A 23,899-nucleotide genomic window follows, 5' to 3' on the forward strand; every position below is an offset into this window, starting at 1 on the left:
GTTGGTTTCAATATTCATGCTCGTAGACGATGCCGGCTTCGCCTGCGCCATTGGCGCCGGCTGCCCCCCGCAGCTTCACGCCACGGCCGACATCGAGATTGATGATGGCCTTGGCGCCGGATGCTTCACCCTGCTGCAGCTCAAAATAGGTTCGTTCGTTGAGATAGCGGCCGACACTGACGCTGGTCCGGCCCTTCGCGTCGGTGCTGATGTCGAGGTCGTCAACACCGAGCTGGTTGCGCAGTCCTTCGAAGAGCGAGGTGGAACGATTGCCGGCGAGCTGGCTGACCGCATCGGCAAGCTGGGCGATCTGCACCGGTGACAGGCGGGACATGGACTGGCCGAAGATGAGCTGCGCCAGCACCTCGTCCTGCGGCAAGGCAGGCGAGGAGGAGAACGTAATGGCAGGATCGGTCGCGAGGCCCGCGACATTTACCGTGAGCGTCGTGCTGCCCGAGGTCGAGGTCGCCTCCATGTCGAGCGCTGGCGTCAGGTCACCGGCAAAGGTGATACGGCTGCGGTCGGAGAAATCGAGACGACGATTGAGGATCGTCAAACGGCCGCGGCGCATGGTGAACGCGCCGACAACTTCGGGCATGGAAGCCGAGCCGTGAATCGTGATGTTACCGCCGACCTCCGCATCGATGCCGCGGCCGCGCACAAAGATCTGCGAGGGTGCATCGAGCTGGATATTCAACATGATGGTCGACGATTTTTCGCGCGGCGGCTCCTGTCTCCCTTTGTTCTTGAGTTGTGCGAGCACGGCAGGCGGCGCGTTGATATGGCGAATATCGATTTCACGAAGTGATGTCGGCAGCCTTTCCGGCACGGTGATCGAGGCCTTGTCGACATGAAGCCTGCCGTCAAGCGTAGGATTGGAGAGCAGCGGCCCTCTCAAGCCGAGGGTGCCATCAACCGTTGCGACAACCAGCGTGCCATCGACGTAGACCGCATGGTCGAGACGGATGGAAAGATCAGCGGGGAAGGTGCCGGTAATGCCCACCGAGCCGCTGGCCGAAATGGAGCCGCCGCTTGCCAGCCGACCGTTCAGCCGGGAAATGACCGCCTGCTGACCATTGAAGGTAATGGTCGCGCCGAGACCCTCGATGGCAAGGTTGCGACGGACGTCGATCAGTTTTGCGCCATCCGTGGTGACCGTGCCGTTGATGACGGGGGCCGCCGTGGTGCCGCTGACCTCAAGGTTCACATTGGCGACACCTTCGGCGACGAGACCCTGCTGGGCGAGCTGCGCGCCGAGAACGGCGAAGGGAAGGCTGCCGTTGAAGCGCATCGACATGGCGCGGCTTCCCGTCATGGCGAGATTGCCTCCACCCTTCAGCGACAATCCGCCGTCGCCGGTAAGGGCAGTGTCGACCGTCAACCGGTCATCTTCCAGTTTTCCGCTCGCCCCGATGGTGAGCGGAGCAAGACCGGCACTTTTCGTGTGGCTCGTTTCGGCATTCTTCCAGTCGACCTTGAAATCGACCGAGGGAAGGGGAAGCGATCCCGAGGCAGTGGCCGTCGCCGTAACGGCGCCTTCGGCACCAAGGTTCGGAACGAAACCATTAGCAACGGCCGCCGGCAGATTGCTGACGTCGGCCTTGGCATTGATGCCCTTGATGGCGGTGCCCTCTATTGCGAGATTGCCCGCAGCCTTCAACGAAACGCCGCCGTTGCCACTGAGATTGGCATCGAAATCCAGCCGGTCTTTGCTGAGCTTGCCGGAGGCGACAAGCGTCAGGCCGGAGAGACCGGCAATTCTGGTTTGTTTGGTTTCGGCGTTTTTCCAGTCGATCTTGAAATCGGCTGATGGAGCAGCGAGTGAACCTGAGGCCGTTGCGGTCGCGGTGATGACGCCTCCGGCTTCGATATCCGGGACAAAACCATTGGTGACGGCAGCCGGCAGGTTGATGATATCGGCCTTCGCATCAACGCTCTGGATGGTGGTGCCGGCCAGCCCGAGATTGCCGGCGGCTTTCAGCGAAACGCCGCCATTGCCATTGAGACTGGCATCGAAATCCAGGCGATTGCTGACATATTTGCCCGACGCGGCAAGTGCCAGGCCGGAAAGGCCGGCGGTCTTGGTCTGGCGTGTTGCTGCCTTCGTCCAGTCGAGCTTGAAATCGATCACCGGATCCGTCGGAGTGCCGGAGGTGACGGCGGTGCCGGAGATCGTGCCTTCAGCGCCGAGGTCGGGTACGAAACCGTTGGCGAGGTTTGCGGGCAGGTCTGCGATATCAGCGTTAACAGCGAGATCCCGAATGGCCGTGCCATCGATCGTCACACCGCCATTTGCCTTCAGCAATGCGCCATTGCCACTGCCAAGATTGGCGTCGAAATCGACTCGGTTGTTTTCATATTTACCCGTGGCCTTGGCGGAGAGATCGGTGAGGCCGTTGCTTTTGGTCTGGCGCGTTGCCGCATTTGCCCAGGCAAGATCGAAGGTGACTGCCGGCGTCGGCAGCGAGCCGGAGGCCGACGCCTTGCCGGAAATAGTGCCCTCGGCGCCGAGATCGGGGACGAAGCCATTGGCAAGGCCGGCAGGAAGATTGGCAAGATCGGCATCGACTTTGAGATTGCGAACCGTCGTTCCTGCAAGTTCGACATTGCCCGTTGCCCTCAGCGACAAAGCCTTCGGCCCGGTGAGGTCAGCATTGAAATCGAGTTTCTGATCAGCAAAGCGGCCGGTTGCCACGAGATTCAGCCCAATCAGACCGGCCGTTTTGACATGCCGCGTTATGGCATCCTGCCAGATGAGCTTGAAGTCCGCGGCCGGTGCCGCCGGCGTCCCGGAGGCCGAGGCCGTGCCAGAAATTGTGCCGCCAGCGTCGAAATCTTTCACAAAACCATTGGCGATAGTGGCGGGCACATTCGCAAGTTCGGCATCGACCTTGATGTCGCCGATTGTGGTTCCGGCGATCGCGACACTACCGAGTGCCTTCAGCGATACTCCGCCCTTGCCGACGAGTGCCGTATCGAAATCGAGCTTGTTGTCCGCAAACCTCCCGGATGCGTTGAGCGAAAGACCGGTTAATCCAGCGCTCCTTGTCTGGCTTGTTGCAGCATTTTTCCAGTTCAGCTTGAAATCAGCCACAGGGGCAGCGGGCGTGCCCGTCGCCTTGATTGTCCCCGATACCGCGCCTTCGGCGGCAAGATTCGGGACAAGTCCATTGGCGATCTTTGCCGGCAGACTGACGATATCGGCGTTAACATTGAGAGTCGGGCCGTTCGGATCCGCAAGGCCGACGTCACCCGCAGCCTTTAGAGAAAGGCCATCAGCGCCGCTAATGCCGCCATCGAAGTTTAACTTGCTGTCGGCAAAGCTGCCCGTGGTCGTAATGCCAAGAGGCGCGATGCCGGCGCCTTTTGTATGGCTGGTGGCCGCATCCTTCCAGTCGAGCTTGAAATTGACGATGGGGGCGGCTGGCGTCCCTATGACATTGACCGTCCCGGAAATCCTGCCGTCAGCGGCGAGGTTGGGCACGAAGCTATTAGCAAGACTTGCCGGGAGATCGGTAATGACGGCATCAAGCTTGAGTGTTTGACCAGCCGAACCTGTGACCGATACCGAGCCACCGCCGGTCCTTAATGTCAGTCCGCTCAGAGTGGCAACACCGTTGGTAACATTGACCTGGGCGGGTGAAGCCAGTTCGACCGGGACGTTGCGTGGCTTTGCGGTGAAGTGATCGAGGCTGAGATCGATCACGCCGCCTGCCGTTTGCACGTTGCCGGCGGCCTGCAAAGGGTTGCCATCGTATCCGGCATCCAGCTTGAAATCTGTGCGGGTCTGCGCCTGTACGAAATCGACGCCGATGCCGGTGAGCTTGTTAGTCCCGACACTAATCTCTTCGGCACGGACGGTGCCATTAGCTGCAAAGGCCATCAGGTCGCCGACGGTCAGATCCACGGTCGGGTTGACGATATCAAGGCTATCCCTGCGGATACCGCTGCCATTGGCAACGACCTTGAGTGCGATCTTGCCGTCATTGCCGGTAATGTCGATGGAACCCTTGAGGTCGCCTTCCGCCTTCTGCCCGCCGAGAGCTGCAAGCGGGCTGATATCCGGGAAGTCGAAAGTCAGTGTGCCCGCCGGTGTCATGCCGGACGAAAGCTTGAGGTTGCCTTGCAGGCGATTGCCGCCGACATCGGCCGTCAGTGCCGGGACCGAAATCGTTCCGTTTTCAGACTTCACGTCGCCGTTAACGGCGACTGGCTGGCCGTCGATCGTGCCTGTCGCGGCAATTTTGCCCTGCGGCGCGGCAGGATCGGTGGTGCCGGTCAGATCGATATTGAGATCGCCAAGCCTGCGATCGGCCATCTGCAGGCTGGCGGCTTTCACGTTTGCGGTCAGAGCAAGGGCCGGCAGAGTGCCGCTCGCCTTGATGGTATAATCGGCTACGCCGCTGGTGCCTGTCAGCAATCTGCCGATATCGGGAAGCTTGCCGGCGAGATCGGCCGTCAGCACGCCTTCGTTAAGAGCAATATTGCCGGCTGCCTCGATGGCCGGGGATTTGAGTGTAATATTCGAAAGCGTCACCTTTGAAGGAATTGTTCCGGCAACCTGGGTTTCCAGATCGAGCGGTGCATCGAATCTTCCAGCGATGGCCGGCGGCAGAGCAGCGGGCTGGGCGGTAAATTTCGCATTGCCGGTCAGCGTATTGTCAGCCAACCCATAAGAGCCATTGAGATCGGCGCCGATATTGGCGCTTTCGATCGTCGTGCCATTAAAGCCGATGCCGTTTCGCGAAATCTGAAGGGGAGCGACGAGCGTAATCGGTCCTCGAACGGCGCGGTTGAGGTTGGGCTCGGTGAATGTCGCGTCTCCCGCGACGACGCGCAACTGGATATCGCCGGCGCCGTTGGCAAGGTTGAAATTGTCGCTCTTGGCTGTCAGCTTGATGTTGGCGACATCGGCTTGCGGCATCGTGGCGGAATCCAGCGATCCGCTGGCATTGATGCGCACGGCTTGCGCCTGCCCGGTCATCGCCAGATTGAGGCCCGAAATCATGAAGCGCGCTTCGCCGTCCGCTAGCGGCCATCGGAAATCGACCGGACCCGAGGTGCCGAGCACATTGGCATTGAGGCTGTTGTTGCCGGCAGGATCGAGCGTACCGGATGCGGCGATGACGACGCTGCCGGTTGCGAGATTGCCCGTCTGAATATCGATCTTGCCGCGATCATTAAAGGTCGCGGATACATCGATATTCGTCTGGCCCGCAAAGAGCGGCCGGAACGCCATAGGAAGCAGAGAACTGACATCGCCGCCGCCCTTGAGATCGAGATGATGCAGCCCGTCCGGCGTGATCGCGTGTTTGCCTTCCAGCGAGGCCCTTTGTTGGCCGTCGAGCGCAGCCTGCAGCTTGCCGTTCCAGTCCGAAATCGGACCTTCGCCGCTTAGCGCGATGTTGACCGCTGGGCTGCCAGGCAGGCCGAGAAAGCCTGCGAGCAGGCCGCCCTGCGGTTCGGCAAGCTGGGCATTCAGCCGCAAATGACCGTTTGCGGGAACAAAAGCAACATCAGCGGAGAGTTTTGCATCGGGAACCTGATGACGATTGACGTTAACAAGGGCTTCGCCGCCATCGCCATCGGCCTTGAGCCTGCCTGTCGCTGCAAGCGAGAAGGCGCGGCCCGTCAGCGGTGCCTGGAGAGAAATATCAGGCAAAGCGATATGTTCGACATCGATCTTCAACGGCAGGCGGAACCCGCCAGTGCTGGCGGCCTCCGGCGTTGCCGGCCTGGAAGGCAGGGTTCGCACCGGTCTGCGGCGCACATCGATGGAGGCGACTGAGACTTGATTGGCGTGAAAGGTGCCGGTCAGTAGCGCCAGGGGATTCCAGTCGATGGCAATGCCACGGATTTCCGCAAATGTGCCGCGCGTGTCTGATAGCGTGATTTCGGCTGCGCGCAGCCCGCCGGTCAACAGGCCCTTGGGTTCGCGGACCGATATTGTCATATCGCGGTTGGAAAGAGCGGAAGCGACGTTTTCGGTGACGATGCGAGCCCCGAAGGAGGTGAAGCCGAAGATAGCGAGTGCAATAACGGCAAGAATGATCACTGCGCCAAGGCCGTAGGCGATGAGCCGTACCATCCAGTTCACGATTTTCGCCAACATTTGCATAGAGCGGACACTATCCCGTTTTCATGACAGCTCACAGCTCAGAAACACTGTGAAACCGGCATTTGCAAACCACTAGAACGATTGGCCTATGCCGGCATAAATTCCATAATCCGTCCCACCATCGTACTTGTTCAGCGGTACGGCAAAATCAAGCCGAAGGGGCCCGAAAGGCGTTGCATAACGGATACCGGCGCCCGCGCCGGCCCTGATATCGGAAAAATCGGGCGCAACGCTATCCGAGACGGTGCCCACATCGATGAAGGGTACGACGCCGATCGTGTCGGTGATCTTGATGCGCGCTTCAAAAGAGCCGGTCACGTAGGAGCGGCCGCCGGTCGCGTCACCGTCTTCATTATAAGGCGAGATTTCCTGATAGCCGTAACCGCGCACCGAACCGCCGCCGCCGGCAAAGAAACGCTGGGTGGCCGGAATATCTTCGATACCGCCGCCACCGATCAGCGTGCCGGCTGCAAGCTTTCCGGCCAAGACGACACCGTCCTCGGCGCCGAGGCCGAGATAGCCTGATATCGACCCCTCGAAAGCGGAATAGATCGTGCCGTTGAAGAATTCGTAGCCCGGCTTTGCTGAAAGCGTGGCACGGTAGCCGCTGGTTGGATTGAATTTATCGTCGCGGGCGTCGCGATCGTACGTGATCGGCAACCTAAAAGTCAGATAGTTGTTGTTGCCGAAGGCGTCGTCGTCATTCTCGAAGCTTAGCTCGCCGGCTGCAGAGATCGTGTCCCGATCCGTCAGTTCGTAGGAGAGGCCGAGCGAGGCGGTCACGAGCTTAGCGTTGTAGGCATCGGGATTTTCCGTCTTGGCAACGATGCCGGCCTTCAGAGTGGCGGATGGATGGATGAAGCCCGGTTTCGTAAAGAGGATGCCGGCGGAGTAATCGAGATTACCGAGATCGGATGCTTCGCCGAGGCGCGAGACGGCGCCTTCGATGCGCAGCGATTCGGCCTCGCCAAACAGGTTGCGATGGCCCCAGTAGCCGTTGATGCCGAAGCCGTCGATCGTTGAATATTGCGCGCCGATGCCGAGATAGCGCCGCTTGCCTTCGGAAACCTCGATGGTCATGGGCAAGGTGCCGTCGGCGGCGAGTGCGTCGCCCTCGTGGATCGTCACACTTGAGAAGACTCCAAGCGCACGCAGGCGCTCGCCTGCTTTCCTCAGGGCTTCGGGCGAATAGGCTTGGCCCTTCTGGAGGCGCGAATAGCGCTGGATGAATGTCGGCTTGACTCTTTCCTCGCCAGTGACGCCGACGTCGCCGATCGGAGCAACCGGTCCGCCTTCTGCAGCGAGAACGATATCGACGGTATTCCTACGGTGGTCGGCCACCACGCGGCGCTCGGTCAGCTTGGCAAAAGGCCTGCCCTCGCTCTTCAACTGGTCGACGATCTTATCGCCTGCCTTAATGATGGCGAGCGAACCTGCCTGTTCTCCTGGGGCGAGATCGTAGTCGGCCGGATTGCGGTGAGCGGCATCGCCGCCGAACTGAACCTCATTGACGGTGAAGACCGGGCCGGGCGCGATGTCCACCTTGACCGGGATCGGCCTGGAGCGATCGAAGGTTGGATTTGGCGGCAGGTCGTTGATGTTGCGACCGTCGATGATGACGGTTACCACGCCGCCATAGCGGGCCTTTTCGTAGAGCGTCGCAATCAGCCTGTCGCGGTCGTCGCGGGCTTTGACGACGACACCCAGATCGCCTGAAACTGGGCGACCCTTGTCGCCTACGAGGCGAGAGCTGTTCTCCAGCGCCTTCTTGAGGTCGCTGTCGGCTGTTTCGACCTTGAGGTCGACGTCATAGTGCACCGGGTCGGGCACCTGCAGGTTCTCGTCCTCGTCCTTGCCGAATATGGTAATGCCGAAAAGTTTGAATGCGTAAGCGTTCGCCACGAGGACTGGTGAAAATGCCGTCGCCGCTGCGACCACCACCATGGCGCCTGCTCGATACGCGATACCAGTTCTCGGGCCCGTCCCTCTAATCCGCATCCGCCGCTTTTTGGTTACATTAATATGAAGCTCTGCGTTCCCCAGCCAACTGGAAGCTTAGCGACAAAATCGCGCCACGTGTACCAATTTAAATTGACGGCGCACTAATTTAGTACAAAAAATCCCGGACGAGGGATCCGGGATTTCCATTTTTCCCTAGCTGATCGCAGATCTCAGCGGCAATCGTCGATGTAGCGGCGACCATAGCGGTCCCGGTAGTAGCACTGGCCCGGCTGCTCTGCGACCCTACCGATAAGCGCGCCCGAAACACCGCCGATCGCTGCACCGACTGCCGCGCCACGCACATCGCCAGTGACGACACCGCCGATGACGGCACCCGACGCCGCGCCGATACCAGCGCCCTGCTGTGTAGGAGTACAGCTTGCCATCGAAAGGCCGATCAATGCGAATACGAGAACTCTTTTCATCTCTTCTCTCCGAGGTTTTTGGCGCCCAGGGGCGAACGTCGTCACTAATCTGTTTTTCTCAGGCTAGCCCGGAAACTATGTCGCAATAAGGGCTTGTCCACCATCATCGAACCTTTTTCCGTAAGGCGAGGGTTCCTTTCCACGATTAAAAGCGGGGCTTCGGAAAAGCTTTCCTGGAATTGACGTCGATCAATTTCTCTGACCGCGGCTGGCATATTTTTTATCTGGAATCATTCAAAAATCTGCGCCTTTTGCCGCAGTTGATGGTAAAGCAGGGACCAAGGGTTGACGTGCGGTTGCGGTCTCAGCAAGAAACAGCCGTACGAACTGGAGCATATGATGGATTTCGAAGCTTTTTTCAAAAGCGAGCTGGACGGGCTTCATAGTGAAGGCCGCTACCGCGTTTTTGCTGATCTGGAGCGCCATCGCGGCGACTTCCCGCGTGCGACCCGGCACACGGCGAATGGCGAACAGGAAGTGACCGTCTGGTGCTCCAATGACTATCTCGGCATGGGCCAGCACCCCAAGGTGATCGAGGCGATGAAAGAAGCCATCGATCACTGTGGCGCGGGTGCGGGAGGCACCCGCAATATCTCTGGCACCAACCACTACCACGTCCTGCTTGAGCAGGAACTTGCAGATCTGCACGGGAAGGAAGCTGCGCTGACCTTCACGTCAGGTTACGTATCCAACTGGGCGGCGCTCGGCACGCTCGGCGCCAAGATCCCAGGCCTCGTCATTTTTTCGGATGCTTTCAACCATGCCTCGATGATCGAGGGCATCCGCTACGCCAAGTGCGAGAAGGTCATCTGGAAGCATAATGACGTGACCGATCTTGAGGCCAAGCTGGCCGCTGCCGATCCCAAGGCGCCGAAGCTCATTGCTTTCGAATCCGTCTATTCGATGGATGGCGATATCGCTCCGATTAAGGAAATCTGCGATCTCGCCGATAAGTATGGCGCGATGACCTATCTCGACGAAGTTCATGCCGTCGGTATGTACGGTCCGCGCGGCGGCGGCATCGCCGAGCGCGAGGGCCTGATGAATCGTGTCACCGTCATCGAAGGCACGCTTGCCAAGGGTTTTGGGGTCATGGGCGGCTACATCGCTGCATCTGCGGCGCTCTGCGATTTCATCCGCTCTTTTGCATCGGGGTTCATCTTCACGACTTCGCTGCCGCCGGCCCTCGCTGCCGGCTCGATTGCTTCTATCCGTCATCTGAAGGCGAGCCCGTTCGAGCGAGCCCGCCATCAAGATCGCGTACGGAAGCTGCGCATGCTGCTTGACCAGCAGGGTATCCCGCATATGCCGAACCCGAGCCATATCGTGCCGGTCATGGTCGGCGATGCCGCCAAGTGCAAGTGGATCTCGGATCTGCTGCTCGACAATTTCGGCGTCTATGTGCAGCCGATCAACTATCCGACGGTGCCGAAGAAGACCGAGCGCCTGCGCATCACGCCCACACCGCTGCATTCGGATGCCGACATCGAACATCTGGTCGGTGCTTTGCATTCGCTCTGGTCGCGCTGCGCGCTCGCCCGCCACGTCGCTTGACGTCACGGAGCCTGCCTCCTCAGGGAAATTTTCTTATCGGATGAGCCCGGCAGCCCGCTGCCGGGCTTCCTTGTCTGCGGCGAACACGTCGTCCATCGTTGCTGCCGCCGGCAGATCGATGAGATCGTCCATCACTTTTTCAGTGATCTCGGCCATGGCGAGGAAGGGTAGGCGGCCCTCGATGAAAGCTTCGAGCGCCACTTCCTTGGCGCCGTTCAGCACCGCTCCCTGGACGCCGCCACGCGTCATTGCCAGCCGGGCAAGCCGCAAGGCAGGGAATCGTTTTTCATCCGGAGCTTCGAAGTCCAGCCGCGCGAGCTTTGCAAAATCCAGCCGCTCGATCGGCAGGTTTGCCCGGCGGGGGTGGGAAAGGGCGTAGCCGATTGCAGTGCGCATATCCGGCGCACCAAGCTGCGCCAGCACCGAACCATCCGTATAGCCGACCATGGAGTGGATGACCGATTGCGGATGGACGATCACCTCCACCTGCTCGGGGCGCAGGCCGAAAAGGTGCTTCGCCTCGATCATCTCCAATGCCTTGTTGAACAGCGAAGCACTGTCGATGGAAATTTTCAAGCCCATCGACCACTTCGGATGGGCGCGTGCGGTCTCCACCGTCACGTTGGCCATCTCCTCCAGCGAGGATGTACGGAAGGGACCGCCTGATGCCGTCAGGATGATGCGCTCGACGGCATGGCGCTGGTTTTCCTCCAGTACCTGGAAGATCGCATTGTGTTCACTGTCGACGGGCAACAGCTTACCGCCGCCGTTTTTCACCGAATCAATAAAAAGATCGCCTGCCGAAACGAGACATTCCTTGTTGGCGAGCGCAATATCGGCGCCGCGGCGTGCTGCGGCGAGGGTAGGAGCAAGGCCGGCCGTGCCGACGATGGCTGCCATCACCCAATCCGCCTCGCGATCTGCCGCCTCCATCAGGCCGGATTTGCCGGCGGCGACCGCGATGCCGCTGCCTGAAAGCTCGCTTTTCAGCGTTTCGTAGTACTGGTCATTGGCGATGACCGCGAGCCGCGCGCCTGATGATTTCGCCTGTTGCGCCAGCAATTCCACATTATCGTTGCCGGTCAGGACGGAAATTTCGAAATTGTCCCGGCCGCCCAGATGATCGACGACATTGAGCGTATTTTGGCCGATCGAGCCCGTCGAACCGAAGATACTGAGGCGCCGCGGCGCGTTTTTGCTCGTCATCATCGTCGATTTCGTAAGAACTTGCATATTGGGCATCGGCTCTACAGGGGATCGCGGAAGGCAGCAAGTGTGCGGTGCAGCAAATTTCAACTCCGCAGGGGTTTACATAGGCCCGCCATGATGTGATCCTGATACCGGTCCTCATGGGGACGATTATTTGCTGCGGCCGGTTACGGTCAAAGAGGCAAATCCGCTGGGCACAGATGTGTTCGACGAGCAACCGGCAATTTATGCCACTGGCCGCGGGCCAAACAAAATCGAAGACTGAACCGGGATTGCGTGTCTGCGCCGTCCTTCATTGCGTTCGACGCGAGCGCTCCACGTCCGCTTTGCGCCTATGAGTGCGCGATCGGCGTGCTAGTTCAAAACGATGCGATATTATGACGAAAATAAAGATTGCATGCTTTGTTTTTGCCGTTCTTCCGCTGGCCAATCCGGTATCTGCGGATGATCTAGTGATCTGGTCGCCGGTGAAGGTGTCCACTCGTTCCTACAAAACAACGGTCGGGTTCCGCCTGCCGATGGAATGGGAGACGAGCGCCGGCGCAGACCTGGCACTTGCCTCCGACAAGAGCGGCGCACCGCTGCCGGATTCCGGCCAGGCGATGCTTTGGGGCAAGCTGCAGAAGGTGAGCGTTACGCCGGCGAGCCGAGCGCAGCAGGATGTGACGCTGCAAGTCGATACTTTGCGCGGCAGCGGCGCGCTTATGCTCAGCCGCTCGCGAAGCTGGATACTCTCTGACACACTTGACATGCAGACGACACGCGCGGTGAGCCTCGGTTACAACGCCGTAGATGCGCGGCAGGCGACGGTGTCAGCTTCGCAGGCGGTCAAGCTGATTTATCCGTGGACCGGCACATCGATTTCCGCGGGCAGCAGCATCGGTAATGTTAATGGCGACTTTTCCAGCACCGTTGCCGTCAGTCAGGATATCCTGCCCAATCTCGGCCTGAGCGCGTCCGTGTCCGATCCGCTTTCAACGGGGCGGACGGGAAATGTCAATTTGAACTATCAGCTTCGCTGGTAGGCGAAACCAATGCTTGGTCAGCGGCGTTTCTTTTCCAGCATCAAGGAGGACGGAACGATGGTGTTCAAGGAACCTACATTTCACGGCCATCAGCCCGAAGCCGAGGCTGAATATACCAATCGCGCGACGCTGGAAGCCGCAGTTGCCAATGCGCTTGCCATCGCTGGCGGCATCGATGCAGCCGATGTCGAGGTCACGGCGGAAGGCGATGAGATCGTTCTGAGCGGCAGTGTCGGTACTGTCGATGAAATCGAGCGGGCAACTGTCGTCGCAAGAGCAGTCGAAGGCGTTCACACAGTGCGAAACCGTATCTTGCTTGCGGACTCAGCCGTTAACGTTCGGCATTAACATCACTCAGCTGATCAGCCGAAACGCGCGGTCAGGAAATCGGCAGGGGCCCTTTGGCCGACAAGCCGATCGCTCTTCGGCGTCGTGACAGAGCCTTGGGGTTGGTAGCTGATGGCCAGCAGTAGACCCCAGGCGATTGCGCAGCCAATTGCAAGTAGGGTTATTCGAATACGCATGTCGGATACTCCTGTTTTGCCGGTAAACGTGGCAAGACTTTCGAAGTTCCTCGTGCTTCAGGACAGCTCCGTAAAGCTGGGCCTCCAGCCAGATATTCGTATCTCAGCGGCAGAGGTCTTCGTGATCTGCATATGGCTGTGGCTATGCAGAAGTATGTCCGCATGATGCGGTCCTGCGAAGCGCGGCGGAAAGTGAATATTGGGGCGCTGCTCGGAACTGACGTTATCGGTGAAGAGAATGGTGATCCCGACGCGATTCGAACGCGTGACCCTCAGATTAGGAATCTGATGCTCTATCCTGCTGAGCTACGGGACCACTTGGATGCCATGCATACAAAAGGCTTGGCGTGAAGCCAAGCCTTTTTCAGTGTGTCTGATGTCGTTTCGTTTCAGACGCCGAGGCGTTGCTCCGCGAGCCGTACCCAATAAGAAATGCCGTGAGCGATCGCTTCGTCGTTGAAGTCGTAGGCCGGGTTGTGCAGGCCGGCGGTGTCGCCGTTGCCGATGAAGATGAAGGCGCCGGGGCGGGCGTTCAGCATGTAAGAGAAATCCTCGCCGCCCATCATTGGATCGATCTCGGGATTGACGTTGGCTCCACCGGCAACATCGCCGGCGATGGCAACGGCGTATTCCGTCTCGTCCGCATGATTGAAGGTGACGGGATAGTTGCGGTGGAAATTGATATCGGCTTCCGCACCATGGGCGGCGCAGATTCCTTCCACGACGTCGCGAAGGCGCGCCTCAGCCTGGGCGCGCACCTCATCATCCAGCGTGCGGATCGTGCCAGCGAAGGTCGCGTCATTGGGAATGACGTTATGGGCAAAGCCGGCATTGAATTTGGTGACGGAAACCACAACCGAGCGCAGCGGATCGACATTGCGCGAGGCGATCATCTGCAGGTTCGTGACGATCTGCGCGCCGATCGCGATCGGGTCGATCGTGCGGTGCGGTTGTGCCGCATGGCCACCGCGGCCCTTGATGGTAACCGTGAACTCGTCGGTTGCGGCCATAATTGGGCCTTTGCGGGTGGCGAACTGCCCAACGGGCAGGCCCGGCAGATTGTGCATGCCGTAGACTTCTTCGATCCCGAAGCGCTCCATCATGCCGTCCTTGACCATCAGGTTGCCGCCGCCGCCGCCTTCTTCGGCCGGCTGGAAGATTACGGCGACATTGCCGTTGAAGTTGCGGGTTTCCGCCAGATATTTTGCGGCGCCGAGCAGCATGGCGGTGTGGCCATCATGACCGCAGGCGTGCATTTTGCCAGGTATTTTCGATGCCCAAGGTTTGCCCGTGATTTCGGTGAGCGGCAGAGCGTCCATATCGGCGCGTAGGCCGACCGTGCGGCTGCCTTCACCCTTACCCTTGATGAGGCCGACGACGCCGGTGCGGCCGATGCCGGTGACAATTTCGTCGACGCCGAATTCTTTGAGCTTTTCGGCAACGAAGGCAGCCGTATTTTCGACCGCGAAGAGAAGCTCCGGCCGGGCATGGATGTGGCGGCGCCACTCTGCAACTTCATCCTGAAGTTCGGCGGCTCTATTCAGAATCGGCATTCTTGGCTTCCTGTGAATGAAATGCGTTGGGCCTGTCTGAAAGCATCACAAGGGCGTGATGCCCCGGAAATAACTTAGTCAATGACCTTTGCCATGTCATAGCCATATAAGGTAAATAGGGGAAGGTTTCGAGATATTCCCTGAAGGACGAGCACTTGTCGACGCGCCACGATCGTTTGTTCGCCGCTTTGCGGCCCTTTTCTTTTGCAGCGACAGCAATGGCGGTTCTTGTCTCGTCCGTTACACTTGCTCACGCCAATCCGCATATACTCGTTGACGTACAGACGGGCCGGGTGCTCGAGCATGAGGAAGCCTTTCGTAAATGGTATCCGGCTTCGCTGACCAAGCTGATGACTGTATATACCGTGTTCGATGCGATCCGCTCCGGCCAGATCAGCCTCGATACGCCTATCGTGATGAGCAAGCGGGCGGCGGCCGAACCCCCGGCGAAGATGGGCTTCAAGCCGGGCCAGAAATTCACGCTCGACAGTGCGCTCAAGATCCTAATGGTGAAGTCCGCCAATGATATTGCGGTTGCCGTTGCCGAGGCAGTTGGAGGCACGCAGGAAGGCTTTGTCGTGCGTATGAACGCCGAGGCGGCGAAGCTTGGCATGACGGATTCGCATTTCATCAATCCGAACGGCCTGCCCGGCAAGGGCCAATACACGACGGCGCGTGACCTTGCGATCCTGACGGTCGCTCTGCGTCGTGATTTTCCGCAATATGCCGGCTATTTCGCGCTGGAAGGTTTTACGAACGGCAAGCAGAACGTCCCGAATATCAATATGCTGATCGGTCGCTTTGCAGGCGCTGATGGCATGAAAACCGGCTTCATCTGCGCTTCCGGTTTCAACCAGATCGGTTCAGCGACCCGCAGCGGCCGCACACTTGTCTCCGTCGTCCTCGGTACCGACAGCCTTGCCGCCCGCGCTGACGCCACCGCCAACCTTCTGCAGAAAGGTTTTACGACACAATTTGCGGCAAATGATACGCTCGGCTCGCTGAAGCCTTACGGCCCAGGTCAGGACCAGGTGAGCGACATAACGGCCGATATCTGCAGCGCTAAAGGTGCCAAGGTGCGCAGCGAAACGCGCGACGAGGTTGGCCGCATGAAAGTTCAGTCTCCCTATATCCACGAGATGGATCACGAGCCGCAATTCGTGTTCGCCGGCCTCATTCCGGGTCAGGATCCGCAGCCAGTCGCTCAGAATGACAAGTCCGACAAGTCGGCCAAGGGCGATGCTGTTGAAGCGCTCGCAAATGTGCCGGTACCGCTTCCGCGGCCGGCATCCTTCTAAGGAAAAATCATGAGCACGCTTAGCGACAAGATTCCGGTCACCATCCTGACCGGCTTTCTCGGTGCCGGTAAATCGACGCTTCTGAACCGCATCCTGAAAGATCCTGACATGAAGGATGCGGCCGTGATCATCAACGAATTCGGCGATGTCGGCATCGATCATCTATTGGTTGAAAGTTCCGGTGATTCCATCATCGAACTCTCCGATGGCTGCCTCTGCTGCACCGTGCGCGGAGAACTGGTCGATACGCTGGCCAACCTGATGGATGCGGTACAGACGGGACGCGTGAAGCCGGTCAGGCGCGTAGTCATCGAAACGACCGGTCTTGCCGATCCGGCGCCCGTCATGCAGGCGATCATGGGCAATCCGGTCATTGCCCAAAATTTTGAGCTTGATGGCGTCGTCACTGTCGTCGATGCCGTCAATGGCCTGCAGACGCTCGACAATCATGAGGAAGCACGCAAGCAGGCAGCGGTTGCTGATCGTTTGATCGTTTCAAAGCAGAGCATAACAAGCGACACGGGGGCGCTGACGACACGTCTGCGTGACCTTAATCCGCGCGCGCCTCTCGTGGATGCGGATAGCGAAGAGGCGGGCTCGGCGCGTATTTTCGTCAACGGGCTTTATGACCCGGGCACGAAGATCGCCGATGTCAGCCGCTGGCTGCATAATGAGGATGAGCACGAGGCGCATCATCATGACCATGATCACGGGCACCATCATCATGGCCATGATCATCAGGATCCGCACGACGTCAATCGTCACGATGCCTCGATCCGCTCCTTCTCGATCATCGAGGATAAGGCGATCGATCCGATGGCGCTTGAAATGTTCATCGATCTCCTGCGCTCGGCACATGGCGAAAAGCTTTTGCGCATGAAGGCGATCGTCGCCACATCAGACCGGCCCGAGCGACCGCTGGTCCTGCACGGCGTCCAGAGCATTTTCCACCCGCCAGTGCGGCTTGCTGCCTGGCCGGATCCCGAGGACCGGCGCACGCGCATGGTGCTGATCACCAAGGATCTGCCGGAGGCTTTCGTGAAGGATCTCTTCGATGCCTTCCTCGGCAAACCACGAATCGATACGCCTGATCGGGCAGCCCTCAGCGACAATCCGCTCGCCATTCCAGGCATACGGATCTGACCCCAGTGCCGTGCGTCCGTTCGGACGCAGAAGACTCTACCCCTTGCGGATCAGAAAACGGTGGCCGCGTTCGGTCTTTTCCGTGCTGACCAGTTCGTGGCCATCTTCATTGCAGAAATGCGGGATATCGATGATGGCGAGCGGATCGGTCGTATCGACGAGGATCAGCGCGCCGCTCGGCATGGCTATCAGCTTCTTACGCGTCCTGATGACGGGTAGCGGGCATTTCAGTCCCCGCAGATCGTAGAGAACGGCATCCAAGCCGATCAGTTCCTGGCCCAGAACTTCCAGAACGGCTTCTTGGTGGCGTCAGCAGTTTCCTGTGGGGCGGGCTCGGGCGCGGCATAGGCAAGAGGGTTCTGCATCGGGACCGGAATATTTGCCGGCAACGCTGCGGCAACGGCAGTCACTTGAGCCTGCGTCGCAGGCGTTGCGCCATTTGCAGTCTTTGCGGCAACGCTTTGGGCGGACTGCTTTGCCATCATGTCTTCGAGTTCGGCGACCTTGACCATCCGCCCGGCTTCGAGCGAAGTGCCTGTCGGGGCATAGGCGAGTTCACGGCCCTTGCGGAGCTTGGCGACGACGGCCTTGCGCTCGGCTTCCGTCGGATCGTACCAGGCAAGGCCATCGTACTTCTTCAGCGCCGTCTGGTAATCGGCATCATAGGTCTTGCCGTAGGCGGCAAGCGCTGCCGTCAACGCCGGCGGAGTCGACATGGCCGGGCACTTGCCAGCCGGATTGAAGCTGCCGCCATCGCTGACCTGCTGGTTGAAGACATACTTCTTCTCACACACATTCACTTCCGGCGGGCGTTTGGTGACTTCGAAATTGTCGTAGCCAACCTTCAGCATCTTCCAGAAATCATAGTTCGGGTCGAGGCGGTGCTTGACCATGTTCTCGGCCGTCATGCGAAAGGGGAAGGCTTGAAGCTGTACCGTTTCCTGGCCGCCCTTGAACGCGTCGCGCGCGAAGGCATAGATTTCCAGGACCTGCTGATCGGTCATGGAATAGCAACCCGATGACGAGCAGGCGCCGTGAATCATCAGGTCGCTGCCCGTGCGACCGTTGACGGCATCATACCGGTTCGGAAAACCGGTGTTGATCGCCAGATAATATTTGGAATTCGGGTTCAGGTTGGCGCGGCTCAGGTTGTAGAAACCTTCCGGCGCCTGCCGGTCCCCGGTCTTGACCTTAGGGCCGAGCTTGCCGGACCAAGCGCAGATCTTGTAGCCGGCGATTTTTTCAAACCGGTTGTCCGTTTTCGCTTTCCAGACTTCCAGCGCACCTTCTTCCTTAAAGATGCGGATCATGATCGGCGAGTTGCGGTCCATGCCTTTGGCCGACATGTCGGCAAGGATATGGGCGGGAAGCGGCTGCTCCACCTTGTTCTTGACGGTCGAAAGGTCGACGCCTTGAGCCGATTCCAATGCGTCATTGCAGCCGGTCAGCGCCAGCGCCATGAGCGAAACATAGGCAAAATGACGTATGCGCATTCAATCAGCCCATCAACAATGCGACCCAACCCGCTTACGGAACCGGGCATAGCGCGGAATCATAGGCGGCTTATACTTGATAAATCCTTACCAGCCTATGACTTGCGCGGACGTGTCCTGCAAGCGCAATGTTACAGATAACAATATTGTGGCCAAGATTTGGCCTCAATCGGGTGAGCCGACCTGTGGATTTTATAGATTACGGCCCATGGCGAGGAACTTCTGGCGACGATCGTTGCGCAACTGCTCGCCAGAGCGCGAGGCCATTTCCGCAAGCGCATTGGCGATGACGTCGCCCGTTGCGGCGATGACGCTGTCGGGATCGCGATGCGCGCCGCCGAGTGGTTCGGGGATGATGCCGTCGATGACGCCGAGCCCTTTCAGGTCTTCAGCAGTAATTTTCATGTTGGTCGCGGCTTCCTTGGCGCGGGTGGAATCGCGCCAGAGGATCGAGGCGGCACCTTCCGGCGAGATAACGCTATAGATCGAATGCTCGAGCATGTAGACGCGGTTGCCGGTGGCAATCGCAATGGCACCACCGGAGCCGCCTTCGCCGATGACGATCGAGATCAACGGCACCTTAACGCCAAGGCACATTTCCGTCGAACGGGCGATGGCTTCGGCCTGACCGCGCTCTTCGGCGCCCACGCCCGGATAAGCACCTGCGGTATCGACGAGAGTGATGACAGGAAGCTGAAAGCGGTCCGCCATTTCGAGAATGCGGATCGCCTTGCGATAGCCTTCCGGACGCGCGCTGCCGAAATTGTGTTTCAGGCGGCTCTTCGTGTCGTTGCCCTTTTCCTGACCGATGACGGCGACCGGCTGGCCGCGGAAGCGGGCAAGGCCAGCCTGGATGGCGGCATCCTCGGAAAACTTGCGATCGCCGGCAAGGGGCGTGAATTCCTGGAAGAGCGTCTTTGAGTAGTCAACAAAATGCGGACGCTGCGGATGGCGCGCGACCTGCGTCTTCTGCCAGGCGTTCAGTTTGGAATAGATCTCGACGATCGCCTCGCGGACCCGAACTTCGAGCCTGCCGACTTCGTCGGAGGTGTCGATGCTTTCGTCTTCCGTCGCCAGCTTCTTAAGCTCGATGATCTTACCTTCGAGGTCCGAGATCGGCTTTTCGAAGTCGAGATAGTTGTGCATGAGGTGCGTTTCCGTTCCTTGTGCCCGGGACAGTTTCCTGGTTCTGTCCCTTGTCGCCGGTCCTATTCGTGCTTTTTCGCCTGTTTTGCAAGGGGGTGGTGCGTATGGACGAGCTGCTGGAGCCGTTCTTCCAGCACATGTGTGTAGATCTGTGTAGTCGAAATGTCTGAATGGCCGAGGAGTTCCTGTACCACGCGCAGGTCCGCACCATTAGCCAAAAGGTGGCTCGCGAAGGCGTGACGCATGACGTGGGGCGAAATCATTGACGGTATGAGGCCGGCGCGGATTGCCAGATTCTTGAGATCGCGGGCAAAGACCTGGCGAGGCAGGTAACCTTCCTTCGAGGCAGCCGGAAAAAGCCAGGGACTGTCCTGAGGTTCTTTTGACGCCGCGTTTTCCGCGGCCAGCCTGCGGCCATAGGATCTTAGCGCAGCGATCGCCGATTGGGAAAGCGGCACCAAGCGCTCCTTGTTGCCCTTGCCGCGGATTATCAGGAAGCGGCCCTCCTGATCGAGAACGCGGGAGGACAGCGAGACCAGTTCGCTCACGCGCATGCCGGTTGCATAGAGCAGTTCTAGCAGTGCCAGCATGCGCAGACGGTGAAGCTGGCCGGGCGCGGGGTCGGACGCTTCCGTCTCCGCCTGGGCGAGCAGCTTCGTCACGTCCTCGACACCCATTGTCTTCGGAAGCGACCGGCCTTTCTTCGGTGCGTCGAGAACGCCGGTCGGATCATCGGTGCGCAGACCCTCTGCGTAGAGAAACTTGTAGAACTGGCGCATGGCAGCGAGCCGGCGGGCCTGCGAAGAAGGCTTGAAGCCTTGCGCGGAGAGCGAGGCCAGGTAGGCGCCAAGGTCCCCCGACGCTGCCTCCGTAAGACGGATGCTGCGGCCGTGCAAAAAAGACTGCAAATCGTCCAGATCGCGCTGGTAGGATAGCAGTGTATTGACCGCTGCGCCGCGCTCGGCGCTCATCATTTCGAGAAATGATTCCACGTGGACGCGGCCTAGATCCTTCATCGCGTCACTTCTTCGTTGTGTTGATCGTGCCGGTCGAAGGCGGATTCATGCGCTCGGAGGGAATGCGGATGGTCACGTCGCGTTCCTGTGGCTCAACGAAGGTAACAAGCGCCCACATCGCTCCATAGATCAGTCCGGCGATGATCGCCAGGACGGACAGGAAACGGATCAGGGTCGGCATTCCGGTACTCCTTAGAACTCTGCTCCTGTTATAGGAAGCGTGTTTGCAAGTGCAAGAAGCGGTATTGGTGCGATGATTCCCTTGCCCGCGACTTGACGCTACAGCCGCATTTGTCGATACCGTTTGCAAACAAAGTGTGAATGGACCGATGAGTGAACCCCCAGTTTTCGTTGCAGACAGCCTGAGAGACAGAGCTCGCGCCGCGCTCGGTTCACGCAACCTCATCCTGGTTGGTCTTATGGGGGCCGGAAAATCCTCGGTCGGCCGCCTCGTTGCGCACCAGCTCGGCATTCCCTTCATTGACAGCGATATCGAGATCGAGCGTGTTTCGCGCATGACGATCACGGAGCTTTTCGCGGCCTATGGAGAAGAAGAGTTCCGAGCGCTCGAAGCGCGGGTGATGAAGCGCCTGCTGAAGGGCGGCCCGCGGGTGGTCTCTACGGGCGGCGGGGCCTTCATCAACGCTCGCACGCGCAGGCATATCAAGAAGGGCGGCCTCTCGGTCTGGCTGAAGGCCGATCTCGACGTACTCTGGGACCGGGTCAACAAGCGCGATACACGTCCGCTGCTGAAGACCGAAAACCCGAAGCAAACTCTCGAAAACTTGATGAATGCGCGATACCCCGTTTATGCCGAGGCCGATCTCACGGTGCTTTCGCGCGACGTGCGCAAGGAAGTCATGGCCGATGAAGTGCTGAGAGCCGTTGTCGAGGCCCAGAAAGAAAGTGCAGTATCATGAACGCAATGACGCCTGCTTCCACCGCCCGCAAAGTACATGTACCGCTTGGCGAGCGGGCCTATGACATTTTGATCGGGCCGGGACTGATTGCCAGCGCAGGTGGCGAGATTGCCTCACGCCTGAAAGGCCGAAAGGCAGCCATCATAACGGACGAAAATGTGGCACCGCGTTATCTGGACGCTTTGAAGGCGAGCCTTGATGCTGCCGGTATCGTCTCGGCTGATGTCGTGCTGCCGGCCGGCGAGAAGACCAAGAGTTTCGAGCATCTGATCAATGTCTGCGACAAGGTTCTGGAAGCCCGCGTCGAACGCAATGATTACGTGATTGCGCTCGGCGGCGGTGTTATCGGCGATCTCTCGGGCTTTGCGGCCGGCATCGTCAGGCGCGGGGTTCGCTTTGTGCAGGTGCCGACCTCGCTGCTCGCCCAAGTGGATTCCTCCGTCGGCGGCAAGACCGGCATCAACAGCCGCCACGGCAAGAACCTCATCGGCGTCTTTCATCAGCCGGATCTGGTGCTCGCCGATACCGACGTATTAAACTCTTTGAGCGAACGCGAATTTCGCGCCGGCTATGCCGAAGTCGCCAAATATGGCTTGATCGACAAGCCGGATTTCTTCGCCTGGCTGGAGAATAATTGGCAGGCGGTCTTTGCCGGCGGTTCGGCCCGTATCGAAGCGATTGCGGTGAGCTGCCAAGCAAAGGCGGATGTCGTGGTCGCCGACGAGCGAGAAAACGGTCGACGGGCGCTGCTCAATCTCGGCCACACCTTCGGTCACGCGCTGGAGGCTGCCACCGCCTATGACAGCAGCCGGCTGGTTCATGGGGAGGGGGTTTCTATCGGCATGGTGCTGGCGCACGAATTTTCGGCGCGCATGAATCTTGCGAGCCCCGATGATGCCCGCCGTGTCGAAGCACATCTGAAGGCGGTCGGTCTGCCGACCCGCATGTCGGACATCCCCGGTATCCTGCCGCCGGCTGACGTACTGATGGATGCGATCGCGCAGGACAAGAAGGTCAAAGGCGGCAAACTCACCTTCATTCTCACACGCGGCATCGGCCAATCTTTCGTCGCCAATGACGTACCGGCTTCCGAAGTGATCAGCTTTCTCAAGGAAAAACATCCCTGATGTCAGTCGAGGGCACCCTGGCGTTTTTATCGGTCTACTGGCCAGAGATCGTTTCGATCGCGGCCCTGGTATTGATGTCTGCCTTCTTTTCAGGATCCGAGACCGCGCTGACTGCTGTTTCGAGAAGCCGGATTCATACCCTGGAAGCGAATGGCGATGAGCGAGCCGGCCTTGTCAGGATACTCATCGAGCGCCGTGACCGGCTGATTGGCGCGCTGCTGATCGGTAACAACCTCGCCAATATCCTCTCCTCGTCACTGGCGACGAGCGTTTTCCTCGGGATATTCGGCAATTCCGGCGTGGCGCTGGCGACGCTTGCGATGACGATCATCCTCGTCATCTTCGCGGAAGTCCTGCCGAAGAGTTGGGCGATCTCGACGCCAGAGCGGTTTGCGCTCACCGTTGCGATACCGACGCGGCTTTTCGTCGCCGTGGTCGGTCCGATTTCTTCTTTTGTCAATGCGATCGTCCGCCAGATTCTTGGGCTCTTCGGGATCAACCTGTCGCGCGAAGTCTCGATGCTATCGGCACATGAGGAGCTGCGCGGCGCCGTCGATCTGTTGCATCGCGAAGGTTCCGTCGTGAAGGCGGACCGCGACCGCCTTGGCGGCGTGCTTGATCTCGGCGAACTCGAGCTTTCCGATATCATGGTCCACCGTACGGCGATGCGGGCGATCAATGCAGACGATCCGCCGGAATCCGTCGTTCGGGCGATTCTCGAAAGTCCCTATACGCGTATGCCGTTATGGCGTGGTACGATCGACAATATCATCGGCGTCGTGCACGCCAAGGATCTGCTGCGCGCACTTGCCGAGCCAAACATGGAGCCACAGCAGCTCGATATCGTGAAGATCGCCCAGAAGCCCTGGTTCGTGCCCGACAGCACCAATCTCGAGGATCAGCTCAATGCCTTCCTGCGCCGCAAGCAGCATTTTGCCGTCGTCGTCGACGAATATGGTGAAGTGCAAGGCATCGTGACACTCGAGGATATTCTCGAAGAAATTGTCGGCGATATCTCGGACGAGCATGATATCGACATGCAGGGCGTGCGTCAGGAGGCCGACGGTTCCATCGTTGTCGACGGGGGTGTGCCGATCCGCGATCTCAACCGCGCGCTGGACTGGAACCTGCCGGACGAGGAAGCGACGACGATCGCCGGCCTCGTCATCCATGAATCGATGACCATTCCCGAAGAGCGGCAGGCTTTTACCTTCCACGGCAAGCGTTTTGTCGTCATGAAACGTGAGAAGAACCGTATCACCAAGCTTCGCATCCGACCCGCCGAGGAAGACGAGTCGAAACCCGCCTGACCAAGATTTCCATTGCTGGCGGGTTTCTCCGTGCCGG

19 protein-coding genes and 1 tRNA gene are annotated in these 23,899 nt (G+C 59.3%); 8 read left to right on the top strand and 12 right to left on the bottom strand.

Features of this window, described 5'->3' with window-relative positions; all coding sequences use genetic code 11:
* Window positions 1-7 precede the first annotated feature (7 nt).
* The 3 genes from FHX15_RS20260 to FHX15_RS20270 all read right to left on the bottom strand — a co-directional run bounded on the left by FHX15_RS20260 (window position 8) and on the right by FHX15_RS20270 (window position 8,544).
* Window positions 8-6,118, bottom strand: coding sequence for a translocation/assembly module TamB domain-containing protein (locus tag FHX15_RS20260; protein WP_184400148.1), 6,111 nt, complete (start codon window positions 6,116-6,118; stop codon window positions 8-10).
* 72 nt (window positions 6,119-6,190) lie between these two features.
* Window positions 6,191-8,116, bottom strand: a complete 1,926-nt coding sequence (locus FHX15_RS20265; protein WP_184400149.1) for an autotransporter assembly complex protein TamA — start codon at window positions 8,114-8,116, stop codon at window positions 6,191-6,193.
* A 173-nt stretch (window positions 8,117-8,289) separates the two neighbouring features.
* On the bottom strand, window positions 8,290-8,544 hold the full coding sequence (locus FHX15_RS20270; protein WP_184400150.1) for a YMGG-like glycine zipper-containing protein: 255 nt from the start codon (window positions 8,542-8,544) through the stop codon (window positions 8,290-8,292).
* A 339-nt stretch (window positions 8,545-8,883) separates the two neighbouring features.
* Here FHX15_RS20270 and hemA point away from each other — a divergent pair, with 339 nt between their 5' ends.
* Entirely contained in the window at window positions 8,884-10,098 is a 1,215-nt protein-coding gene (hemA, locus tag FHX15_RS20275) for a 5-aminolevulinate synthase (RefSeq protein ID WP_184400246.1), read from the top strand.
* A gap of 33 nt (window positions 10,099-10,131) precedes the next feature.
* On the opposite strand, the gene dxr is transcribed toward hemA, so the two are convergent.
* A complete protein-coding gene (gene dxr, locus FHX15_RS20280; RefSeq protein ID WP_184400151.1) occupies window positions 10,132-11,307 on the bottom strand; it encodes a 1-deoxy-D-xylulose-5-phosphate reductoisomerase in 1,176 nt (391 codons plus the stop codon).
* Between the two features lie 377 nt (window positions 11,308-11,684).
* Here dxr and FHX15_RS20285 point away from each other — a divergent pair, with 377 nt between their 5' ends.
* Both FHX15_RS20285 and FHX15_RS20290 read left to right on the top strand, forming a co-directional pair.
* The gene (locus tag FHX15_RS20285) at window positions 11,685-12,332 is read left to right on the top strand and encodes a hypothetical protein (protein ID WP_184400247.1); all 648 of its coding nucleotides are present in this window, start codon (window positions 11,685-11,687) and stop codon (window positions 12,330-12,332) included.
* Window positions 12,333-12,389: 57 nt separating this feature from the next.
* Window positions 12,390-12,680, top strand: a complete 291-nt coding sequence (locus tag FHX15_RS20290; protein ID WP_184400248.1) for a BON domain-containing protein — start codon at window positions 12,390-12,392, stop codon at window positions 12,678-12,680.
* A 14-nt stretch (window positions 12,681-12,694) separates the two neighbouring features.
* Here the strand turns inward: FHX15_RS20290 and FHX15_RS20295 are convergent, their stop codons facing one another.
* The 3 genes from FHX15_RS20295 to FHX15_RS20305 all read right to left on the bottom strand — a co-directional run bounded on the left by FHX15_RS20295 (window position 12,695) and on the right by FHX15_RS20305 (window position 14,409).
* Entirely contained in the window at window positions 12,695-12,856 is a 162-nt protein-coding gene (locus FHX15_RS20295; protein ID WP_184400152.1) for a hypothetical protein, read from the bottom strand.
* A gap of 239 nt (window positions 12,857-13,095) precedes the next feature.
* Window positions 13,096-13,172: transfer RNA gene (locus FHX15_RS20300), tRNA-Arg, on the bottom strand.
* A 73-nt stretch (window positions 13,173-13,245) separates the two neighbouring features.
* Entirely contained in the window at window positions 13,246-14,409 is a 1,164-nt protein-coding gene (locus FHX15_RS20305) for a M20 aminoacylase family protein (protein ID WP_184400153.1), read from the bottom strand.
* Between the two features lie 155 nt (window positions 14,410-14,564).
* Here FHX15_RS20305 and FHX15_RS20310 point away from each other — a divergent pair, with 155 nt between their 5' ends.
* On the top strand, window positions 14,565-15,707 hold the full coding sequence (locus FHX15_RS20310) for a D-alanyl-D-alanine carboxypeptidase family protein (protein WP_184400154.1): 1,143 nt from the start codon (window positions 14,565-14,567) through the stop codon (window positions 15,705-15,707).
* A gap of 9 nt (window positions 15,708-15,716) precedes the next feature.
* Window positions 15,717-16,850 (top strand): CobW family GTP-binding protein, encoded by a 1,134-nt coding sequence (locus FHX15_RS20315; RefSeq protein ID WP_184400155.1) that lies wholly within the window; start codon window positions 15,717-15,719, stop codon window positions 16,848-16,850.
* A gap of 36 nt (window positions 16,851-16,886) precedes the next feature.
* Here the strand turns inward: FHX15_RS20315 and FHX15_RS20320 are convergent, their stop codons facing one another.
* The 5 genes from FHX15_RS20320 to FHX15_RS20340 form a co-directional block, all read right to left on the bottom strand.
* Window positions 16,887-17,111, bottom strand: a complete 225-nt coding sequence (locus tag FHX15_RS20320) for a sulfurtransferase TusA family protein (protein WP_184400156.1) — start codon at window positions 17,109-17,111, stop codon at window positions 16,887-16,889.
* A gap of 5 nt (window positions 17,112-17,116) precedes the next feature.
* On the bottom strand, window positions 17,117-18,343 hold the full coding sequence (locus FHX15_RS20325; protein ID WP_184400157.1) for a murein L,D-transpeptidase family protein: 1,227 nt from the start codon (window positions 18,341-18,343) through the stop codon (window positions 17,117-17,119).
* 192 nt (window positions 18,344-18,535) lie between these two features.
* A complete protein-coding gene (locus FHX15_RS20330) occupies window positions 18,536-19,489 on the bottom strand; it encodes an acetyl-CoA carboxylase carboxyltransferase subunit alpha (RefSeq protein WP_184400158.1) in 954 nt (317 codons plus the stop codon).
* Window positions 19,490-19,551: 62 nt separating this feature from the next.
* On the bottom strand, window positions 19,552-20,505 hold the full coding sequence (gene xerD / locus FHX15_RS20335; RefSeq protein ID WP_184400159.1) for a site-specific tyrosine recombinase XerD: 954 nt from the start codon (window positions 20,503-20,505) through the stop codon (window positions 19,552-19,554).
* 4 nt (window positions 20,506-20,509) lie between these two features.
* A complete protein-coding gene (locus tag FHX15_RS20340) occupies window positions 20,510-20,686 on the bottom strand; it encodes a hypothetical protein (protein WP_184400160.1) in 177 nt (58 codons plus the stop codon).
* A gap of 148 nt (window positions 20,687-20,834) precedes the next feature.
* Here FHX15_RS20340 and FHX15_RS20345 point away from each other — a divergent pair, with 148 nt between their 5' ends.
* Genes FHX15_RS20345 through FHX15_RS20355 form a run of 3 tightly spaced genes read left to right on the top strand, consistent with a single transcriptional unit; the run spans window position 20,835 to window position 23,862 of the window.
* Window positions 20,835-21,425, top strand: coding sequence for a shikimate kinase (locus FHX15_RS20345; protein WP_184400161.1), 591 nt, complete (start codon window positions 20,835-20,837; stop codon window positions 21,423-21,425).
* Complete coding sequence (gene aroB / locus FHX15_RS20350) at window positions 21,422-22,552, top strand: 3-dehydroquinate synthase (protein ID WP_184400162.1); 1,131 nt, start codon at window positions 21,422-21,424, stop codon at window positions 22,550-22,552. The genes FHX15_RS20345 and aroB overlap by 4 nt, the downstream gene beginning before the upstream one ends.
* Window positions 22,552-23,862, top strand: coding sequence for an HlyC/CorC family transporter (locus FHX15_RS20355; protein WP_184400163.1), 1,311 nt, complete (start codon window positions 22,552-22,554; stop codon window positions 23,860-23,862). Before aroB ends, FHX15_RS20355 begins: the two co-directional genes overlap by 1 nt.
* Window positions 23,863-23,899 lie beyond the last annotated feature (37 nt).

This window comes from Rhizobium sp. BK650, from assembly GCF_014195325.1.
GTDB lineage: Bacteria > Pseudomonadota > Alphaproteobacteria > Rhizobiales > Rhizobiaceae > Rhizobium.